16 protein-coding genes, 1 tRNA gene and 3 pseudogenes are annotated in these 19,822 nt (G+C 74.3%); 18 read left to right on the plus strand and 2 right to left on the minus strand.

The features are described 5' to 3' along the window. Positions 1-125 precede the first annotated feature (125 nt). From tmk to ACQZOG_RS15965, 18 genes and pseudogenes are all read left to right on the plus strand, one after another. Complete coding sequence (gene tmk / locus ACQZOG_RS15880; RefSeq protein ID WP_193468055.1) at positions 126-3,290, plus strand: dTMP kinase; 3,165 nt, start codon at positions 126-128, stop codon at positions 3,288-3,290. 147 nt (positions 3,291-3,437) lie between these two features. After that, positions 3,438-4,643: a DNA polymerase III subunit delta' gene (locus ACQZOG_RS15885; protein ID WP_033274893.1), complete on the plus strand. Its 1,206-nt coding sequence runs from the start codon at positions 3,438-3,440 to the stop codon at positions 4,641-4,643. 107 nt (positions 4,644-4,750) lie between these two features. Beyond that, positions 4,751-6,340, plus strand: coding sequence for an alpha/beta hydrolase (locus ACQZOG_RS15890; protein ID WP_387757774.1), 1,590 nt, complete (start codon positions 4,751-4,753; stop codon positions 6,338-6,340). A 119-nt stretch (positions 6,341-6,459) separates the two neighbouring features. Then, positions 6,460-6,533, plus strand: a tRNA-Thr gene (locus ACQZOG_RS15895). Between the two features lie 123 nt (positions 6,534-6,656). After that, positions 6,657-7,796, plus strand: coding sequence for a sensor histidine kinase (locus ACQZOG_RS15900; RefSeq protein ID WP_430741571.1), 1,140 nt, complete (start codon positions 6,657-6,659; stop codon positions 7,794-7,796). A gap of 118 nt (positions 7,797-7,914) precedes the next feature. Next, positions 7,915-8,817 (plus strand): ABC transporter ATP-binding protein, encoded by a 903-nt coding sequence (locus ACQZOG_RS15905; RefSeq protein WP_430741572.1) that lies wholly within the window; start codon positions 7,915-7,917, stop codon positions 8,815-8,817. Beyond that, positions 8,810-9,562 (plus strand): ABC transporter permease, encoded by a 753-nt coding sequence (locus ACQZOG_RS15910; protein WP_230229000.1) that lies wholly within the window; start codon positions 8,810-8,812, stop codon positions 9,560-9,562. The genes ACQZOG_RS15905 and ACQZOG_RS15910 overlap by 8 nt, the downstream gene beginning before the upstream one ends. Before the next feature lie 116 nt (positions 9,563-9,678). After that, positions 9,679-9,807: an aborycin family tricyclic lasso peptide gene (locus ACQZOG_RS15915; protein WP_106963308.1), complete on the plus strand. Its 129-nt coding sequence runs from the start codon at positions 9,679-9,681 to the stop codon at positions 9,805-9,807. Positions 9,808-9,869: 62 nt separating this feature from the next. Beyond that, entirely contained in the window at positions 9,870-11,681 is a 1,812-nt protein-coding gene (locus ACQZOG_RS15920) for a lasso peptide isopeptide bond-forming cyclase (protein WP_193468051.1), read from the plus strand. After that, positions 11,678-11,941, plus strand: coding sequence for a lasso peptide biosynthesis PqqD family chaperone (locus tag ACQZOG_RS15925; protein WP_037640857.1), 264 nt, complete (start codon positions 11,678-11,680; stop codon positions 11,939-11,941). The genes ACQZOG_RS15920 and ACQZOG_RS15925 overlap by 4 nt, the downstream gene beginning before the upstream one ends. After that, positions 11,938-12,363 carry a lasso peptide biosynthesis B2 protein gene (locus ACQZOG_RS15930; RefSeq protein WP_430741573.1) on the plus strand — a complete coding sequence of 142 codons (426 nt, stop codon included), beginning with the start codon at positions 11,938-11,940 and terminating at the stop codon, positions 12,361-12,363. The genes ACQZOG_RS15925 and ACQZOG_RS15930 overlap by 4 nt, the downstream gene beginning before the upstream one ends. Further along, positions 12,360-13,325, plus strand: a complete 966-nt coding sequence (locus ACQZOG_RS15935; protein ID WP_037640860.1) for an ATP-binding cassette domain-containing protein — start codon at positions 12,360-12,362, stop codon at positions 13,323-13,325. Before ACQZOG_RS15930 ends, ACQZOG_RS15935 begins: the two co-directional genes overlap by 4 nt. Beyond that, positions 13,322-14,191 (plus strand): ABC transporter permease, encoded by an 870-nt coding sequence (locus ACQZOG_RS15940; protein WP_037640862.1) that lies wholly within the window; start codon positions 13,322-13,324, stop codon positions 14,189-14,191. The genes ACQZOG_RS15935 and ACQZOG_RS15940 overlap by 4 nt, the downstream gene beginning before the upstream one ends. 13 nt (positions 14,192-14,204) lie before the next feature. After that, positions 14,205-14,678, plus strand: coding sequence for a MauE/DoxX family redox-associated membrane protein (locus ACQZOG_RS15945; protein WP_078492945.1), 474 nt, complete (start codon positions 14,205-14,207; stop codon positions 14,676-14,678). Positions 14,679-14,680: 2 nt separating this feature from the next. Further along, positions 14,681-15,406 (plus strand): DsbA family protein, encoded by a 726-nt coding sequence (locus ACQZOG_RS15950; RefSeq protein ID WP_193468049.1) that lies wholly within the window; start codon positions 14,681-14,683, stop codon positions 15,404-15,406. Next, positions 15,403-16,173 (plus strand): annotated as a pseudogene (locus tag ACQZOG_RS15955) (CapA family protein); the annotation flags it as partial. The gene ACQZOG_RS15950 and the pseudogene ACQZOG_RS15955, both read left to right, overlap by 4 nt. 43 nt (positions 16,174-16,216) lie before the next feature. Next, positions 16,217-16,726, plus strand: a pseudogene (locus ACQZOG_RS15960) (CapA family protein); the annotation flags it as partial. A 99-nt stretch (positions 16,727-16,825) separates the two neighbouring features. Continuing rightward, complete coding sequence (locus tag ACQZOG_RS15965; protein WP_058916329.1) at positions 16,826-17,503, plus strand: response regulator; 678 nt, start codon at positions 16,826-16,828, stop codon at positions 17,501-17,503. A 201-nt stretch (positions 17,504-17,704) separates the two neighbouring features. On the opposite strand, the gene ACQZOG_RS15970 is transcribed toward ACQZOG_RS15965, so the two are convergent. Further along, complete coding sequence (locus ACQZOG_RS15970) at positions 17,705-18,847, minus strand: PQQ-binding-like beta-propeller repeat protein (protein WP_352378638.1); 1,143 nt, start codon at positions 18,845-18,847, stop codon at positions 17,705-17,707. Positions 18,848-19,075: 228 nt separating this feature from the next. Then, a pseudogene (locus tag ACQZOG_RS15975) lies at positions 19,076-19,799 on the minus strand (serine/threonine-protein kinase); the annotation flags it as partial. Positions 19,800-19,822 lie beyond the last annotated feature (23 nt).

Below are 19,822 nucleotides of genomic sequence, written 5' to 3' on the forward strand. Positions count from 1 at the left end.
CGTGACGCCGGGTTCCACCGCCCGGCGTTCGGAATGCGAACGTCCCGGCACGGTTCTGTTTCGGGACGTGTGCATGTCAGGCGCGTCGGCCCCGGGGTGTCCTCCCGGGCCGATAGGCTGAACGCATGACGCGAGCCGAGCAGCCCACGGCCTCCCCACCGGCCCCCGACGACGCCCTTGTCGCGGACTCCCGCGAGCGTGCCGTCCGCGCCCTGCTGCGCCGACCGCAGGTGAAACGGTTGTGGAGCGCACAGCTCGTGGGCGGGGTCGGCGACGTCCTCGCCCTCCTCGTGCTGGTGCTCCTCGTCCTGCAGGCGTCGGTCGCCGAGCAGGTGTTCGGCGGCGGGTACCGCGGAGCGGCGTTCGCAGTGGCGACCGTTTTCGGCGTGCGGATCCTCGCGACGCTGCTGTTCGGCGCCGTCCTCCTCGGCCCGCTCACCTCGCTCACCTCGCAGGACGGGCCGCTGGACCGCCGCTGGACGATGGTCGGCGCGGACGGACTGCGTGCCGCCCTGCTGATCGTGGCGCCGCTGTGGATCGACTGGACGTCCGGCAACGCCCTGGCGATCCTGCTCGTCACCGCGTTCGTGGCCGGCGTCGCCGAGCGTTTCTGGACGGTGTCCCGCGAGGGCGCCGCGCCCGCGCTGCTGCCCGGGCCGCCGCCCGAGGGGGCCAGCATCCGGCCGCTGCCCGACCACCTCGACGCCCTGCGCCGCCTGTCGCTGCGCACCGGCTTCGTGGCGATACCGCTCGCCGCCCTGACGCTCGTCGTCGCCGCCCTCTGCAACAACCTGCTGGGCACGGGCATCGAGTGGTTCGGCCAGCACCAGGCGGCCCTCGCCTCGTACGTCGCGGCCGGACTGTTCGCCGCGTCGCTGTCCGTCGTCACCTTCCTCGAACTGCCGGGCACCCGCACGCCCCGCCCGCGCTCACCGCTGGAGGGCCTGCGCCGCCCGCGGCACGCCGCCGGACCCGACAAGGGCCGCACCGGCGCGCTGCGGCTGCTGGTCGTCGCCGGCGCGTCCGTGGCCGGGGCCGTGGCGGCCGCCGTCGCCGTGGCCGTGCTGCACGCCAAGGACCTCGGCGGCGGGCCCGTCCTGTTCGGTCTGACGGTGGGCGCGCTCACCGGCGGCGTGGTCGTCGGCATCCGTACGGCGCCCGCCCTGCTGCCGTCGCTGTCGCGGCGGCGCATGCTCGCCCTCACCCTGGCCTTCACGGGCCTCGCGCTGCTCGCCGCCGGGCTCGTCCCGGACGTCACCAGCGTGCTGCTGATCCTGGCGCTCGCCGGCGTCGGCGCGGGCATGGCCGCGAACATCGCGCACACCCTGCTCGACCAGGAGACCGAGGAGCAGCGCCGGCCTCGGGTCACCGAGCACCTGCACGCGGTCGTCCGCGTGTACGTCGGGCTCGGCGCGGTGATCGCCCCCGTCGTGGCGGCGGCCATCGGCCCGCACCGCCTGGAGAACGGCAAGTTCGTCTTCGCCCACGGCGGCGCCGCCTTCACGCTCATGCTCGTCGGCGCCCTGCTGCTGCCGGTCGCCGCGATGGTGCTGGCCAAGGTCGACGACCGCTCCGGGATCCCGCTGCGGCAGGACCTGCGGGACGCGCTGCTCGGCGGCGACGACCCCGCCCCCGCCTCCGCAGGCACCGGCTTCTTCATCGCCCTGGAGGGCGGCGACGGCGCGGGCAAGTCCACCCAGGCCGAGGCCCTCGCCGACTGGATCCGCTCCAAGGGCCACGAGGTCGTCCTCACCCGCGAGCCCGGGGCGACCCCCGTCGGCAAGCGGCTGCGCTCGATCCTGCTGGACGTCTCCAGCGCCGGCCTCTCGCACCGCGCCGAGGCCCTGCTCTACGCGGCGGACCGCGCGGAGCACGTGGACACCGTCGTGCGCCCGGCGCTGGAGCGCGGCGCGGTCGTCATCAGCGACCGGTACATCGACTCCTCCGTCGCCTACCAGGGCGCCGGACGCGACCTCTCGCCCACCGAGATCGCCCGCATCAACCGCTGGGCCACCGCCGGACTCGTGCCGCACCTGACGGTGCTGCTCGACGTGTCGCCGGAGACCGCCCGGGAGCGGTTCACCGAGGCGCCGGACCGGCTGGAGTCCGAGCCCGCGGAGTTCCACGCGCGCGTGCGCTCCGGCTTCCTGACCCTGGCCGCCGCCGACCCCGGCCGCTACCTGGTGGTCGACGCGGGCCAGGAACCGGAGGCCGTCACCACGGTGATCCGGCACCGGCTCGACCGCGTCCTGCCGCTGTCCGAGGCCGAGATCGCCGCCCGCGAGGAGGCGCGCCGCAAGGCCGAGGAAGAGGCCCGTCGCAAGGCGGAGGAGGAGGCGGCCCGCAAGGCCGAGGAGGAGCGCCTGGAGCGGGAGCGCCAGGAGCAGCTCGCCAAGCTGCGCGCCGAGGAGGAGGAGCGCAAGCGGCGCGAGCTGGAGGAGGCGCAGCGACGCGAGGCCGAGCGCCAGGCGGAGGAGGCCCGGCAGCGTGCCGAGGAGGCCCGCCGCCGCGCGGAGGAGGAGCGTCAGCGGCTGCTCGCCGAGGAGAAGGCCCGCGCCGAGGAGGAGGCGCGCCGCAAGGCCGAGGAGGAGCGCCGCCGCAAGCAGGCGGAGGAAGAGGCGCGGCTGCGCGCCGAGGCCGAGGCGCAGCGCCTGGAGAAGCAGCGCAAGGCCGAGGAGGCCCTGCTGCGCGCCGAGCAGGCCCGGCAGCTCGCCGAGCGCGCGGCCGCCGCGGCGGAGGCGGGCCCGCGCACCGCGGCGACCCCCTCCGAGGCCCCGGCCCGGCCCGCCTCGGGCCAGGACGCCGACGAGGCGCTGACCGTGCCGACGCCGGTGGTCACGCCGACCAACGCGACCGGCGGCCCCGTGGACGAGACGGCCGTTCTGCCGCGCGTCCGGGACGAGGAGGCCGCGCGGGACGCGGACCGTCCGGCGCCTGCCGACGCCGAGGTGACGACCGAGCTGCCCCGGCCGCAGGTGCCGGGCGCGGCCGACGAGACGGCGGTGCTGCCTCCCGTCCCGCCGGGCGCGGCCGACGAGACGGCGGTGCTGCCCCCGGTGCGCGAGGACGGGCCCGGTCCCGCGGGCGGCGCCGAGGAACCCGAGGACCGTACGCGTGAGCTGCCGCAGGTCGACGCCGGGAACGCCCCGCGCCGCCGGGAGCGTCCCGACTGGGCGGAGGAGACCCCGCTGGACGACCTGCCGTCGCTGGCCGACGAACTGCTCGGCCCGCACGAGGACGACCACGGCGACGACGACGGCCGTGGCGGCGGACGGTGGCGCCGGCGCTGAATAGCATGTTGTGCCGTGCCGGGCGTGCCTTCGGGCGCGCCCGGCACCGCTGTGTCCGGGGATCGTGGCTCAGGGATGTCGGTCCGGACCCGCACAATGGATCCGGCACAGTACGAACGCGAACGCGACGGAAGGGCGGGCTGACCCATGACCGTGTGGGACGACCTGGTCGGGCAGGAGCGGGTGAGCGAGCAGCTCGCGGCCGCCGCCCGGGACGCCGACGCGTTCGTCACGGCCGCGGCGAGCGACGCGCCCCCGCCCGAGGCGTCCCGCATGACGCACGCGTGGCTGTTCACCGGCCCGCCCGGCGCGGGCCGCAACCAGGCGGCGCGCGCCTTCGCCGCCGCCCTCCAGTGCGTCAGCCCCGACCGCGCCCTCGGCGGCGCCCCCGGCTGCGGCTTCTGCGACGGCTGCCACACCGCGCTCGTCGGCACCCACGCCGACGTCTCCACCGTGGCCGCCGTCGGCGCGGAGATCCTGGTCAAGGACATGCGCGACACGGTCCGCAAGTCGTTCACCGCCCCGGCGAACGGCCGCTGGCAGGTGATCCTCGTCGAGGACGCCGAGCGGCTCAACGAGAAGTCCGCCAACGCCGTCCTCAAGGCCGTCGAGGAACCCGCCCCGCGCACGGTGTGGCTGCTGTGCGCCCCGTCCGTCGAGGACGTCCTGCCGACGATCCGGTCCCGCTGCCGCCACCTCGTCCTGAGCACGCCGTCGGTGGAGGCCGTCGCCGACATGCTCGTCCGCCGCGAGGGCATCGAGCCGGACGTCGCCGCCTCCGTCGCCCGCGCCACCCAGGGCCATGTCGACCGGGCGCGCCGCCTGGCCACCGATCCGGCCGCGCGCGCCCGCCGTGCCACCGTGCTGAAGCTGCCGCAGCGGGTCGAGGACGTCGGCGGCGCGCTGAGGGCCGCCCAGGAGCTGGTCGACGCGGCCGCCGAGGACGCCAAGCAGCTCGCCGAAGAGATGGACGGCAAGGAGACCGAGGACCTGAAGGCGGCGCTCGGGGCGGCCCAGGGCGGCCGGCTCCCGCGGGGCACGGCGGGCGTGGTCAAGGATCTGGAGGACATGCAGAAGCGGCGCAGGACGCGCACCCAACGTGACAGCCTCGACGTCGCCCTCGCCGACCTCACCAGCTTCTACCGCGACGTCCTCGCGCTGCAGCTCGGCTCGCGCATCGCCCTCGCCAACACCGACGCCGAGGACGCGCTGGAGCGTCTGGCCCGCAGCAGCACGCCCGAGTCCACGCTGCGCCGTATCGAGGCGATCGCGGCCTGCGGCGAGGCGCTGGACCGGAACGTGGCGCCGCTGCTGGCGGTGGAGGCGATGACGATGGCGCTCAGGGCGGGATGACGCTCAGGGCGGGCTGAGCGGGGCGTCGTCGCGCGGTGGCGTAACTCGTCCGGGGCACGGCGTGTACGCAGAGCTTCTGTGATGTCGCTCACCGTTACGCTCCCGGTATGCACACACGGCGCACCCCCCGCAGGACCCTTACCGCAGCAGCCCTGTTCACCGCAGCCGCGCTGTTGTCGGCGGGCTGCTCCTCCGGCACCTCGACGAACACGACGGCCAGTTCACCGGTGGCGGGAGCGGCCGCCGCCCTCGCCCCACTGCCCGGCTCGACCCCCGCGGCCCTCGCCGAGTACTACGCACAGGAACCGGCGTGGCGCGACTGCGGCGTCCCCGGGTTCCAGTGCGCCACGGTCAAGGCGCCGCTCGACTACGCCGAACCGTCCGCAGGGGACGTCCGCCTCGCCGTCGCCCGCAAGAAGGCCACCGGCCCCGGCAAGCGGCTGGGCTCCCTGCTGGTCAACCCGGGCGGACCCGGCGGCTCGGCGGTCGACTACCTCCAGATGTACGCGGGCATCGGCTACCCCGAGGAGGTGCGCGCCCGCTACGACATGGTGGCCGTCGACCCGCGCGGCGTCGCCCGCAGCGAGCCCGTCGAGTGCCTGGACGGACGCGCGATGGACGCGTACACCCGCACGGACACCACGCCCGACGACGAGAAGGAGACCGAGACCCTCGTCTCGGCGTACCGGACGTTCGCCGAGGGGTGCGGGGCGAAGGCGCCGAAGCTGCTGCGCCATGTGTCGACCGTCGAGGCGGCCCGGGACATGGACGTCGTGCGGGCGGTGCTGGGCGACGAGAAGCTGAGTTACGTCGGCGCGTCGTACGGCACGCTGCTGGGCGCGACGTACGCGGGGCTGTTCCCGGAGCGGACGGGACGGCTGGTGCTGGACGGCGCGATGGACCCGTCGTTGAGCGCGCGCCGCCTCAACCTGGAGCAGACGGAGGGCTTCGCCACGGCGTTCACGGCGTTCGCGAAGGACTGCGTGCGGCGCAGTGACTGCCCGCTGGGCGGCAAGGGCACGAGCCCGGAGAAGGTCGGCGAGAACCTGAAGGCGTTCTTCGAGAAGCTCGACGCCCGCCCGCTGCCGGCCGGGGACGCCGACGGCCGCGAGCTGACCGAGTCGCTGGCGACGATGGGCGTGATCGCCGCGATGTACGACGAGGCGGCCTGGCAGCGGCTGCGCGAGGCGCTGACGTCGGCGATGAAGGAGAACGACGGCGCCGGGCTGCTGGTCCTCTCCGACAGCTACTACGAGCGGGACGCGGGCGGGGCGTACTCCAACCTGATGTCCGCCAACGCCGCCGTCAACTGCCTCGACCTGCCGCCCGCCTTCGAGACCCCGGAGCAGGTGCGGGAGGCGCTCCCCGACTTCGAGAAGGCGTCCCCGGTGTTCGGCGAGGGCCTCGCCTGGGCCTCCTTGAACTGCGCGTACTGGCCGGTGCGGGCCACGGGTGAGGCGCAGCGCATCGAGGCGAAGGGCGCGGCGCCGATCGTGGTCGTCGGCACCACGCGGGACCCGGCGACCCCGTACCGCTGGGCGGAGGGCCTGGCCGGCCAGCTCTCCTCGGCCCGCCTCCTCACCTACGACGGCGACGGCCACACCGCGTACGGCCGCGGCAGCTCCTGCGTCGACTCCGCGATCAACACGTACCTGATCGAGGGCACCCCTCCGGCGGACGGAAAGCGCTGCTCGTAACCGGTACGGCCACCCCCGGAGGCGACGGCCCCGCCCCGCCTCCGGGGGCGGTACGAAGCACCCCCGGAAACTGTGTAGACTTACCGACGTCGCTGATCGCACCATGGTGCACACGGCACGCCGCCTTAGCTCAGATGGCCAGAGCAACGCACTCGTAATGCGTAGGTCTCGGGTTCGAATCCCGAAGGCGGCTCTTCTTCAAGCCCCGCACAGACAGTGTCTGAGCGGGGCTTCTTCGTTCCCTCAATGTGCCGTCGTCCGACCGGCCGGGGCCGGCCGTGGACGGGCCGTGGAGCGAGCGCCTACGTTCGACGGCATGGGTGAGGGGTCCCGGAGGCGTGCGATCGTGCTGGACGGGGCTGCGGCCTGCGTGTTCACGCTCCTGCCGCAGGTGTCGCTGCTGCGGCCGGCCGTCGACGGCGGGACGGGCGGCGGCGTTCTGTGGCTGCTGTCCCTGGGCGCCGGACTCCCGCTCGTCGTACGGCGGTTGTGGCCCGTCCCGGTCTTCGTCCTCGTCCTGGCCGCCGCCTGCGGGGCGCTGGCCGCAGGCCTCGGACCCGCATCGTTCCTGGCCGCCGCCTACGCCGTCTACACGGTGGCCACCACCCGGCGGCGCGACCCGGGGGTGTCGGCCGTCGCCGTCGCCGGGCTGTGCGCGGCGGTCGCGGCCCTGCTCACGCTGTCGGGCGGGCAGTCCCACCAGGGCGGCAGCACCGCCGTGCAGGCCGTGTTCGGCCTCCTCGTGCTCGGCGCGACCTGGGCGGCCGGCTCGGCGGTCAGCGAGCGCAGACGCAGTACCCGACGTGCCATCGAGCACGCCGCCGAGCAGGCGAAGACCGAGGAGCGCCTGCGTATCGCCCGCGACCTGCACGACGTCGTCACCCACAGCGTGGGACTCATCGCCGTCAAGGCCGGCATCGCCAACCACGTCGTGGCCACCCGTCCCGAAGAGGCGAAGGAGGCGCTGGCGGTCATCGAGGACGTCAGCCGCCGGGCGCTGCGCGACATGCGCGCCACCCTGACCGTGCTGCGCGGTGAGGACCGGAGCGACGCCGGGGACCTGCGGCCCGCCCGCGGCCTGGCGGACCTGCCCGCGCTGCTCGGGACCGCCGAGGCGGCGGGCGTCCGTGTCGAACTGCGCACCCGCTACGACCAGGAGCCGCCCGAGGGTGTCGCGCTGGCGGCGTTCCGCATCGTCCAGGAGGCCCTCACCAACGTGGTCAAGCACGCCGCGCCGACCGGCTGCCGGGTGGACGTCACGGCGCGGGAGGGCGTGCTGACGGTGGAGGTGACCGACGACGGCCCCGCCCCCGGACGCCGGACCACGGTGCCCGGCGGCGGCATGGGGCTGGTCGGCATGAAGGAGCGGACCGCCGCGCACGGCGGCACCCTCAGGGCCGGCCCCCGGCCCGGCGGCGGCTTCCGGGTGACGGCCACCCTGCCGTTCCAGGTCTGACAGCCCGACGGCCACCGACTCATCCTCGGGTATGAGGAGCGCCCGCGCGGCACCGCGCCGGGTTCCCGACCGCGGACCGATGCGGTCGCGGGGTGCCCGCCGCGAGACTCGACGTGTGATGCTTGCCGAGAGACTGACCAAGCGGTACGGGCCCGCCACCGTCGTCGACGACCTGTCCTTCACGGTGCGACCAGGGGTCGTCACCGGCTTCCTCGGGCCCAACGGCGCCGGGAAGTCCACGACGATGCGGATGATGCTCGGCCTGACCCGCCCCGACAGCGGCACGGCCACCGTCGGTGTACGCCCCTACCGCGACCTGACCTACCCGCTCCGGCACGTCGGCGCGCTCCTGGAGACGTCGGCCCCGCACCGTGGCATGACCGCCGTCGGCCATCTGTCGTGGCTGGCGCGCAGCAACCGCATCCCCCGCCGGCGGGTGGACGAGGTGCTCGACGCGGTCGGTCTGACGGGAGCCGCCCGTCAGCGGGTCGGCACCTTCTCCCTGGGCATGGGACAGCGTCTCGGCCTGGCGGCGGCCCTCCTCGGCGACCCCCCGGTCCTGGTGCTCGACGAGCCGGTCAACGGGCTCGACGCCGAGGGCATCCGGTGGCTGCGCGAACTGCTGCGTGCCAAGGCCGCCGAGGGCCGCACCGTCCTCGTCTCCAGCCATCTGATGGCGGAGATGGCGCAGGTCGCCGACGAGCTGATCGTGATCAGCCGGGGCCGCCTCCTCGCCGAGACCAGTGTGTCGGAGTTCATCGGACGCCATGGCCGGACGTTCGTACGGGTCCGGACCCCCGAACCGCTGCGGGCCGCGCAGGAGTTCCAGGCGAGGGGCGCCGCCTCGGTGCGGCGGGCCGCGGACGGCGGCCTGGAGGTGGACGGCCTGCCGGCGGGCGAGGTGAACCGCATCGCCGCGGCGGCCGGCGTCCCGGTCGAGGAACTGAGCACCCACACCGGCTCGCTGGAGGAGACCTTCCTCAAGCTCGTCGACGACGGAGGAGATCCCACGCATGTCTGAGACGCTCGCGGCCGCTCGGGCGGAGTTCACCAAGATGCGGGCGATGCGCGCCACGTCCGTCGCGCTGCTGCTGTTCGTCGCCGTCAGCGTGTTCATCGCCGCGCTGGGCGGCTGGTCCGCCAAGGGCGCGATCGAGTCCGACAACCCCGGGCTGCGCTCCGACTTCACGCCCGAGCAGGCCGGCCTGGACGGCATCCTCTACGGCCAGCTCGCCCTGATCGTGTTCGGGGTGCTGATGATGTCCGGCGAGTACACGTCGGGCATGATGCGGGTCTCGCTGCTCGCGGTGCCCCGGCGCGGCCGGCTCTACCTGGCCAAGACGGCCGTCACCGCCGCCGCGGCCCTGGCCGTCGCCCTCCCGGTCACGGTCGTGTCGTACCTGGTCACCCAACTCGCCCTGGGCCCTCACGGGTCCACGCTCGACGCGGACGGCGTCCCGCGTGCCCTGGCCGGCGGGGTCGTCTACCTCACCCTCATGAGCCTGCTCGCCGTAGGGGTGGCGGCCGCCGCCCGCAGTGCCGTCCTCCCGCTGGCCGTGCTGCTGCCTCTGGTGCTGGTCGGCTCGCAGATCCTGTCCGTCATCGGGGCGACCAAGGAGGTGGCCCGCTGGTTCCCCGACCGGGCCGGCGCCCAGATGCTCACCGTCGACTCCGGTGACGCCCTCACCGGCCTCGTCGTGCTGCTCGCGTGGACCGCGGCCGCGCTGACGGCCGGCTGGGTGCGGCATCGCTCGTGGGACGGGTGACGGGACGGGCCTGAGTCATGTGCCCCATGCACGTGGGACATGGTCCCTCGTAGGTTCCCGGACAGGTCACGGAGCCGAAAAGGTCGGCCCGGGCCGTTCGACCCACGGGAGGAACCATGACCGCGATCTACGAGCCGCCCGCCCTGCAGGAGATCGGCGACTTCGACGAGCTCACCAAGTGCCTCGGCATCGGGAGCTGCAACGACTTCGCCGGCTGCGGTTACGCCGTCGTCTGCTTCTGGTGATCGCACCGGTGCCGGTGTGCCCCTCGCGGCACACCGGCACCGCCCGGGGGGAGTGAGGCGACATGGAATTCACAGTGCTTCCGGACTGTCCCGCCGGCGCCGCGCTGGCGGACCGGGTGGCGGCACCGAAGCGGATCGACCACGCGTCGGGACGGCCCTGGATCGTGGGGGACTGGGCCGAGGGCGAGGCGACGGTGACCGAGGCCGGCATCCGCCGCCTGGCGGTGTTCGGACACACCCGGCCCGACGACGCGGGAACGGCCTCCGCGCTCGGCCGGATGCGCTCGCTGCACGACGTCGACCGGGTCGCGTCCCGGCTGCCCGGGGTCTTCCACCTCGTGGCCTCCCTGGACGGCGCGGTCCGCCTCCAGGGCTCCGTGGCAGGCGTACGGCAGGTCTTCACCACCCGGGTCGACGGGGTGACGGTCGCCGCGAGCGCCGTGGACCCGCTGCTGCGCCTCACCGGCGCGGGACTCGACGAGACCCTGCTGGCCGCCCGGCTGCTGGCGCCCGGCGGGGCGCCCTGGCCGCTCTCGCTGCGCCCGGTCCGCCGCGGCGTGGACGCGCTGCCCACCGGCCACTGGCTGGAGCTCGGCGCCGACGGACGGGCCCGCAGCGTGCGGTGGTGGGAACTGCCCGAGGCGACCCTCTCGCTGGAGGAGGGCGCCGGGGCCGTCCGCTCCGCGCTCACCGACGCGCTCGCGACCCGCGTCGCCCCGGACCGCACGATCAGCGCGGACCTCTCCGGCGGACTCGACTCGACCACCCTGTGCTTCCTCGCCGACGCGGCCGGCGCCGACCTGGTCACCTACCACGTCATGCCGCTCGACGAGGCCAACGAGGACACCGCATGGGCCCGCAAGGCCGCCGCGCATCTGCCGCACGCCCGCCACCACATGCTCGCCGCGGACCGCGCCGCCAACCTGTTCGACGTCGGCTACACCGCCGACACCGCCGACGCGGCGCCCGAGGGCCCCTCGACGTGGGCCTCGGGCCTCGCGCACATCCGGGACCTCGCCGGGCGGGCCACCGCCGAGGGCGCGGCCCTGCACCTGTCCGGGTTCGGCGGGGACGAACTCTTCGGGCGGATGCCCGCCTGCGCCTGGTCCCTCGCCCGCATCCGTCCGGCCGACGGCCTGCGGCTGGTGAACCGCTACCGGCTGGCCAACCGCTGGCCGTGGCGCAGCACCCTGCGGCAGCTCGCGGACCGTTCGACGTTCGCGCAGAACCTGATTGAGGTCGCCGGGCGGATCACCGCCCCGCCCCCGCCGGTCAACGAGCCTGACTTCGGCTGGGTGTTCGCGCCGCGCATGCCCGCCTGGGCCACCCCGGACGCGGTGGCCACCGTGCGGGACCTGCTGACCACGGCAGCCGAACGGACCCCGGAACCGCTGGACGCCGACCGGGCCCGGCACCAGGCTCTGTCCTCCGTCGTGTTCGAGGGGAACACCGTCCGGCAGGTCAACACCGCCGTCGCCGGCACCGGGCTGGTCTGGGAGGCGCCGTTCCTCGACGACCGGGTTCTCGAGGCGGCCTTCGCCACCCGGATCGACGAGCGGCTGGCCGCCGGACGGTTCAAGCCGCTGCTGACCACCGCCGTGCGGGGTCTCGTGCCCGACGACTTCCTCGCCCGCCGCGACAAGGGCGAGTTCAGCGCCGAGACGTTCCGGGGCATCGAACGCAACCGGGACCGGATCCTGGATCTCTGCGAGGACTCGCTCCTGGCCCGGCTCGGCCTCGTCGACCCGGTCGCCTTCCGGTCCGCGGTGCTCAACCCCGGGCCGATGTCCCATCACCTCCAGCCGATCCAGACCACGGTGGCGTGCGAGAGCTGGCTGCGGGCGCACCCCCAGGACTCCGGAGAGAACCGATGAAACTGAGCCTTGCCCGCGACGTCACCCTCACGCCCGTCGATTCCGGGGCGGTCCTGCTCGACGGCCGCCGCGGCCGCTACTACCAGCTGAACGCCTCCGGCTCCGCGATCCTGCACAAGCTGCTCGACGGCGACACGCCCGCCGCGGCCGCCGCGAGCCTGTCGGAGTCCGCCCCCGTCAGCGAGGAGCGGGTGCACCAGGACGTGCTGGCCCTGGTCCGCTCGCTGAGCGAGGCCGACCTCGTGGAGGTGACGCAGTGACCACGCCCGCCGTCGCCGAACAGGCCACGCGCCTCCCGCTGCACCGGCAGATCGCCCCGAGATGCGCGGCCGGCGCCGCCCGCCTGCTGGTCGGACTGCCCCCGGCCCGGCTGCACCGGGTGCTGCGCGTGCTGAGCAAGGGCTCCCGGCCCGCCGGGTACGCCCAGGTGGCACGGGCCCGGCGGTCCGTCGTCTCGGTCAGCACCCGTTGCGCGGGCCTCGGCTGCCTTCAGCGGTCCGTCGCCACCGTGCTGCTGCTCCGTGTCCGGGGCAGGTGGGCCGACTGGTGCACCGGCTTCCGGGTGCAGCCCTTCGCCGCGCATGCCTGGGTCGAGGCCGACGGCCGCCCGGTCGACGAGCCCGGAGAGATCGGCGTGTTCCGCACCGTGCTGGCCGTGCGCCGCACCGGAGGCGGCTCATGACGGCGATCCGGGCCGAGGGCCTCTACGCGTACTACGGCACCACACCGGCCGTGAACGGCCTCGACCTGACCGTCCCCGAGGGGGCCACCTTCGGGTTCCTGGGGCCGAACGGCGCCGGCAAGACCACCACCATCAGCATGCTGACCACGCTGCTCAGGCCCACGGCGGGCCGCGCGGAGGTGGCCGGGTTCGACGTCACCACGCACGCCGCCGAGGTGCGGCGGAGGATCGGCATCGTCTTCCAGGAATCGACGCTCGACCTGGAGCTCACGGCCACCGAGAATCTGCGCTTCCAGGCCGACCTGTGCGGTCTGGGCCGGGCCGAGGCACGCGCCGCGGTGGCCGCGATGCTCGACATGATGGAGCTCACGGGACGCGACAGGACCCCCGTACGGCACTTCTCCACCGGTCTTCGCCGGCGCCTGGAGATCGCCCGCGGCCTGCTCGGCTCCCCGCGCGTGCTCTTCCTCGACGAGCCGACCACCGGCCTCGACACGCAGACCCGCGCGGCCGTCTGGCACCACCTGGACCGGCTCCGCGAGGAGCAGGGCATCACGGTCTTCTTCACCACGCACCAGCTGGAGGAGGCCGAGCACTGCGACCGCATCGCGATCTTCGACAGCGGCAAGCTGGTCACGGAGGGCTCACCGGCGGAGCTGAAGTCCGTCATCGGGGCCGACGTCGTCGACCTGCGCACCGAGGACGACCGGCTGGCCGTGGACCTGCTGTCCGACCGCTTCGGACTGACGGCCGAGAGCGTCCCCGGCGGGCTGCGGCTGAGAGTGCAGGACGGTGCCTCCACGGTGCCCCGGCTGTGCACCGGACTGGGCCTGACCGTGCGGTCGGTGACCGTCACCCCGCCCTCGCTCGACGACGTCTACCTGCACCACACCGGGACCGCGATCAGGGACAGCGGGTCCGACGCCCGCTCGCTCGACAGCCTCGGGGAGGGACTGCGATGACCCGGACCGACATCCCGCCGAGTGTCACCCTGACGAAACCGGCCCCGTCCTCGTCCGAGGCGCGTACCTGGCACACCGTACGGCCCTACGCGCTGCTGTGGCGGCGGGAGATGACCCGGCTGCGGCACAATCCGCTGCGCCTCGTCATGGGCCTGGTCACCCCGCTGCTGTTCCTGGTCGTGCTGGGCACGGGGCTGGAAGCGGCGTCGTCCACGCTCGGCAAGGCCCAGCTGAACGACTACCGGGCCTACCTGTTCCCGGGCGCGCTCGTGATGTCCGTGCAGGCCCCGGCCATCGCCGTGGGCATCTCCCTCGTCTGGGACCGCCGGCTCGGCATGCTGCGCCAGATGCTCGTCTCCCCGTTCCCACGGTCGAGCATCGTCCTCGGCCTCGCGCTCGGCGGAGCCACCACGGGTGCCGTCTACGGCCTCGCCCTGCTCGCCGTCGGAGGCATCGCGGGCGTCCGGTACACGCCGATGCTGCTGGTCGTCCTCGTCGAACTGCTGCTGGTCTCGCTGCTCTTCACCTCGTTCGGCCTTCTCGCCGCGGTCACCATCCGGCAGGTCGACACCTTCCAGATCGTGGTGAACCTCAGCCTCATGCCGCTGATGTTCTTCTCCGGCGCGATGTTCCCGCCCAACGGGCTGCCGGGCTGGCTCGACACCGTCGTCAAGCTGAACCCGCTGACCTACGGCGTCGACGCCGTGCGCCGGACCCTGCCCGGCCCCGACGTCCTCACCTCGGAGCAGACCCGGCTGATGCTCGGCGACTGGAACCCGCCCGTGTACGCGGAACTCGGTGTGCTGGCCGCCCTCACCGCCGCCGTACTGAGCCTCGCCACCTACCGGTTCTCCCGGACGCAGTGAAAGGGGGCCGGCCGTGACGTTCGTGCGGACATGGGCGGGCACCGCGGCCCGGATCGTCCTCGCGGCGGTCCTGGGCTACGCGGGCTGGGTGAAGGTCCAGGACCTCACGGAGGCCGGCCGTACCGTCGCCCTCTACCAGTTCGTCCCCGAGGAGAGCGCGCAACTCGTCGGCGCAGCGGTGGCGTTCGTCGAGCTGGCGCTGGCCCTGCTGCTTCTCGCCGGGCTCGCCACCCGCGCCGTGGCGGCCGTCACCGCCCTGCTGATGGTCACGTACATCGCGGCCATCGCCTCGGTGTGGGCGCGCGGGATGTCCATCGACTGCGGCTGCTTCAGCAGCGGCGGCACCCTCACCGGCGGTGCGGAACGGGGCTACGTCGTCGACATCGCGCGCGACCTCGCCTTCCTCGGCGCCGCCGCCTTCCTGATCACCCGCCCGCGAACCCGTTACGCCCTGGACCGCTGGGTCCTGGAGACGAAGGAGCGTTAGACATGCAGCCGTCGACGGACGCCCAGGTCCGGGAAATGGTGCACCGGCGCCGGCGGCGCCGCCGCACCGTGCTGGTGTCGCTCGCGGCGGTGGTCACGGTGCTCGGCGCCGCGCTCGTCGGCGCCGGGCTCGTCCGGGCCACCAACACCGAGCCCGGCGAGGCCCCCGAGGAGGTCCCCGCCGGCGTGGCCGCCGACCGGGCCGGCCTGGTCACGTCCGAGGGCCCGGTCCGGGTCGACCTCTACCTCGACTACCTCTGCCCGGAGTGCCGCATCACCGAGAAGGCCCTCGAGCCCGAACTGAGGAAGATGCAGGAACGCGGAGAGGTGCGCGTCGTCCACCACCCGGTCGCCTTCCTCGACGACCGCAGCGCACCCGCCGGCTACTCCACCCGGGCCGCGTCCGCCGCCGCCTGCGCCGCGGACCAGAACAAGTTCCAGCCCTACACGGCGGCGCTCTTCGACGAGCAGCCGCCGGAGCAGGGCCCCGGCCTCGACACCGACCGCCTGGTCGCCCTCGGCCGGGACGTCGGCATCACGGGCGCGTCCTTCGAGCGGTGCGTCCGCGACGGCACGTACCGGCCCTGGGTGACGTACGTGTCCGACGTCGCCGCCTCCCGCGGGGTGGCCCTCACCCCGACCGTGAAGGTGGCCGGCAAGCGCGTGGAGCTCTCCGGACCCGACCGGGCGAAGGCGTTCGTGCGGGCGGTGGAGGAAAGCCGTTCATGAGCCGCCTGACCGTGGCCCTGACCGGGGACTGCATGACGACGCGGGGCGCGCCGCTCACCTCCGACCCCGCCGCCGGCCGGCTGGGCGAGGTGCTGCACACGGCCGACTTCGCCTTCACCAACCTGGAGGTCGCGCCCGCCACCGGACGCGGCCACCCGGTGCCCGACGCGGCGAGCGGAGGCGGCCTGATCGCGGACCCCGCCGTCCTCGACGACGTGACCGCGATGGGTTTCTCGGCCCTGAGCTGCGCCAACAACCATGCCCTCGACCTCGGTACGGAGGGCGTCCTCGGCACGGCGGACCTGCTGCGGGCCAAGGGGGTGCCGTTCGCGGGGATCGGCGCCGACCTCACCGCTGCCCGGCGCCCGGTGTACGTGGACCGGCCGGCCGGCAGTCTGGCGCTGATCGCGTGCACCGCCACCTTCCGGGACGGGCAGGAGGCCGCCGTTCCGTCCCCCGACCTGCCGGGCCGGCCGGGGGTCAACCCGCTGCGGCACGGCGTGACGCTCCGGGTCACGGCCGCGCAGCTGGAGGCGTTGCGGGAGATCGACGGCGTCACAGGACTGCGGTCGCGGCGGGCCGAGGCGCGCACCCTGCTCGGGTTCGACCCCGCCATGCCCGGACCGGGCCGGCTCGCGCTGTTCGGCACCCGCTTCGAGACCGCGGACACGCCGGGCCTGACCACCGCCTGCGACCCTCGGGACGTCCACGACATCACCCGCTGGGTGGCCGAGGCGCGCCGCCGCGCGGACCTGGTCCTGGTCAGCGTCCACTCCCACGAACCCGGCCCGACACCCGAGACGCCCGCCGAGTTTCCTGCGGGACTTCGCCCGCGCGGTGATCGACGCCGGCGCCGACGCCGTGGTCGGGCACGGCCCGCACATGCTGCGCGGTGCGGAACTGCACCGGGGCCGGCCCGTCTTCCACAGCCTGGGCAACATCGTCAGCCAGATAGAACTGGCCGACCGCGTCCCGGCCGAGGACTACGCGCGGGCCGGTACGGACGAGGCCCTCACCCCCGGCGCCTACTTCGAGCGCATCACCGCCCACGGCCGGCGCATGTTCGCCCCGCACCGCCGGTACTGGCAGTCGCTCGTGCCGGTGCTCACCTTCGACGACGGCGTCTTCACCGGCGCCCGGCTGCACCCGGTCGACCTGGGCTTCAGGCAGCCCGTGCACCGGCGAGGACGGCCCCGGCTGGCCGGTCCGGTCGACGCCAAGGAGATCCTCACCGACTTCGCGCGGCTCGCGGAGCCCTACGGCGTCACCGTCACCGTCGGGGACGACGGGACGGGGGAACTGGTGGCGGCGGAAACCTGACGGCGGCCGCCGGCCCGGCCGATAGAGTGCCGGAGAGACAGGCTGACGAGGCGTCGCACCGCCGGCCACGGCGGCGACCCGAGGTACGAGGGATGCGGAATGGCCGAGGCGGTCCAGGTCCTGATCGCGGACGACCAGGCGCTGCTGCGCGGGAGCTTCCGGGTCCTCCTCGACTCGACTCCCGGCATGGAGACGGTGGGGGAGGCGGGGGACGGCGCCGAGGCCGTCGCGCTCGCCCGTGAACTGACCCCGGACGTCGTCCTGATGGACCTGCGGATGCCCGTCATGGACGGGATCGCCGCCACTCGCGAGATCTGCTCCGACGCGGCCCTGGCGGGCGTGCGGGTGCTGGCCCTCACGATGTTCGACATGGACGAGTACGTCTACCCGGCCCTCCAGGCGGGTGCGAGCGGCTTCATGCTGAAGGACGCCTCGCCGGACGACCTGGTCACGGGCATCCGCGTCATCGCCACCGGCGAGGGCGTGCTGGCCCCCTCGGTCACGCGCCGCGTCATCGCGAACTTCTCCCACCAGGACACGGCCGCCCGGCCGGCCCCCCGGCTGGTCGGCCTCACCCGGCGCGAACAGGAAGTGCTCGTGCTGATCGCCAAGGGCCTGTCGAACGCGGAGATCGCGGACCACCTGGTGATCAGCCTGCCCACGGTGAAGACCCACGTGAGCAGCCTGCTCTCCAAGCTCAACGCCCGCGACCGCGCCCAGCTGGTCATCGTCGCCTACGAGAGCGGCATCGCGGAGCGGGGGATGCCGCCGGCCTGAGCGGGTCGCGCCCCGCAGGCGGTCGCTTTGACCGCTCCGTCCCGCGTGGCAGGGGGTGCGGGGCACCGCTGAGTTCTCGCCGCCTCGTCGGTCGCGCGCACGACGGCTTCACGACCCAGGTGCAGGGCATGCCCGCGGCCGCCGTGCCCTTCACGAAGGGCTGGCGACGGAGCGGGTGCCGTTCCCGGTCGGCTCCGGTCCTCAGAACACCGGCAAGGCACTGAGCGACGTGCCGTCCACGAGGAAGACGCGGTTGGCGTCTCCCGTGATCCAGTAGCGGTCGCGGTTCCGGAGCACGGGAAACGTCCACGTCGGGCGCTGTTCCTGGGAGAGGTCCAGGGCCTGGACCGCTGCCTGTTCGCCGTCGGTGGCCACCGACCACAGTCCGCTGCCCTGCAGCACGAGCGGGCTGCCCGCGTCGCACTGGAGGAGACCGGTGTGGATCCAGTCGGTGGGCCGGCCCGTGCGGAGGTCGAGCCGCACCGGGAAGACGACCTCGGTCGCGTACACGGTCCGGCCGTCGACGGTCGGAGAGCTCCAGAAGGCGGGGTCGCCGCTGGGCTGGTCCGGGGTCTCGGTCGACCAGAGTTCCTTGCCGTCGGCGAGGTCGTAGGCGGCCAGCTGCCTGCCGGCCACGCACAGAGTGCCGCCCGACCGGTCGACGTCGGCCCGGCCCGAGTCGGTCAGCGACCGGTGCTGCCACACCTGCCGGCCGTCGGCGGTGTCGAGGGCCGCCACGGAGCCGTCCGCGGCCGTGACGACCAGCCTGCGCCGCGCGGCGAGGCCGCGTGACGCGGCCTTCTCACCGAGGTCCGCGTCGATCGGCACGGTCCAGCGGACCGTGGCGTCGGACCGGTTCACGGCGCGGATCCGGCCGTCCTCGGTGATCAGATACACCGCCTCGGCGTCCGCGTCGAGCAGTGAGGCGGCCCGCGCGGGCGCCGTCCATTTGGGCTCGCCGGTGGAGGCGACGAAGGTGACGAGCGTGCCTTCACGGTCCACGGCCGCCACCAGCCGGTCGGACAGGGACAGGTAGCGGCCCGTGGCTTCCACGTCCGGCGCCGACCAGCGGACCGAGCCGTCGACGACGCTGTGCGCAGCGATGCCGCCCTTCGCCGCCGCGACGACGAGGACGTCGCGGACGGGAAGGGGCGCCGCGGGGCGGTCGGAGAGCGCCGACGGCGCCTGCCAGAGCGGTTCGGGAGCCTCACCGAGGACGTAGTCGCCCTTCGCCGCGTCCAGAGCACGGGCCTTCGGGGCCGCGACGGCCGGAGGGATGTCGAAGGGGTCGTCGCCGTCCGTCCTCCAGTTCCACCATGCCGCAGTACCGCCGACGGCGAGCACGGAGGCGCCGGCGGCGAGCCCCGTCAGCAGACGGCGTCGGGATACGGGACGCGGTGCGCCCTCGTCCGGTACGGCCGTCAGCTCACGGACGCGCTGCTCCCGGAGTGTGATGTCCTGCGCGATCGGCCCGCCGCGCCACGCGCGGTCCGCGCCCGCGGGCGGAGCCGAGTACTGGACGATCTGGTCCGGGAGGGGCCGGGCCGCCGGGTCCTGGGCGAGACACGGTCCGATCAGCGGCCGGAGAGAGGGGGGTACCCGGTCCAGGCGGGGCGCTCCGTGGACGACCTCGTACTGCACGGCGGCGACGTGCGCCCCCTCGTACGCGTGCAGACCGCTCGCCGCGTACACGAGGACGGCGCCCAGGGAGAAGACGTCGGCGGGCGGGCCGACGCGCCGGCCGAGGACCTGCTCGGGGGCGCCGTAGCCGGGGGTGACCGGGGCCTGGCCGGTGGTGGTCAGGGTGAGGCCGTGTTCGGGGCGGGCGATGCCGAAGTCGATGACGCGGGGGCCCGTCGAGGTGAGCACGATGTTGGCGGGCTTCACGTCGCGGTGGACGAGCCCCGCGGAGTGGATGTCCTTGAGCGCGGGCGAGCCCCGCAGCCAGGGCCCGGACCGTCGGTTCGTCGAGCGGTCCGTGGGACCCGACCACGTCCGCGAGTGTGGGGCCGGCCAGGAACTCGGTGGCGATCCAGGGACGGCCGTCCTCCGTCCGGGCGTCCAGGACACGGGCCACCGTCGCGGACGTGACCGCCCGGGCCATCTGCGCCTCGCGGACGAAGCGGCGGGCAAGGCCGGCGTCGTGGGCCAGGTGCGGGTGCAGCACCTTCACGGCGGCGACGCGGCCCTCGCCGTCCCGGCCGACGTAGACCTTGCCCATGCCTCCCTCGCCCAGTACGCCGTGGACGCGGTACGGACCCAGACGGATCGGGTCTCCGGATTCGAGGGGCTTCATGGTGGGTGCGGCTTTCTGTGAGT

It is taken from the genome of Streptomyces sp. P13-3-3, from assembly GCF_050571355.1.
GTDB lineage: Bacteria > Actinomycetota > Actinomycetes > Streptomycetales > Streptomycetaceae > Streptomyces > Streptomyces althioticus.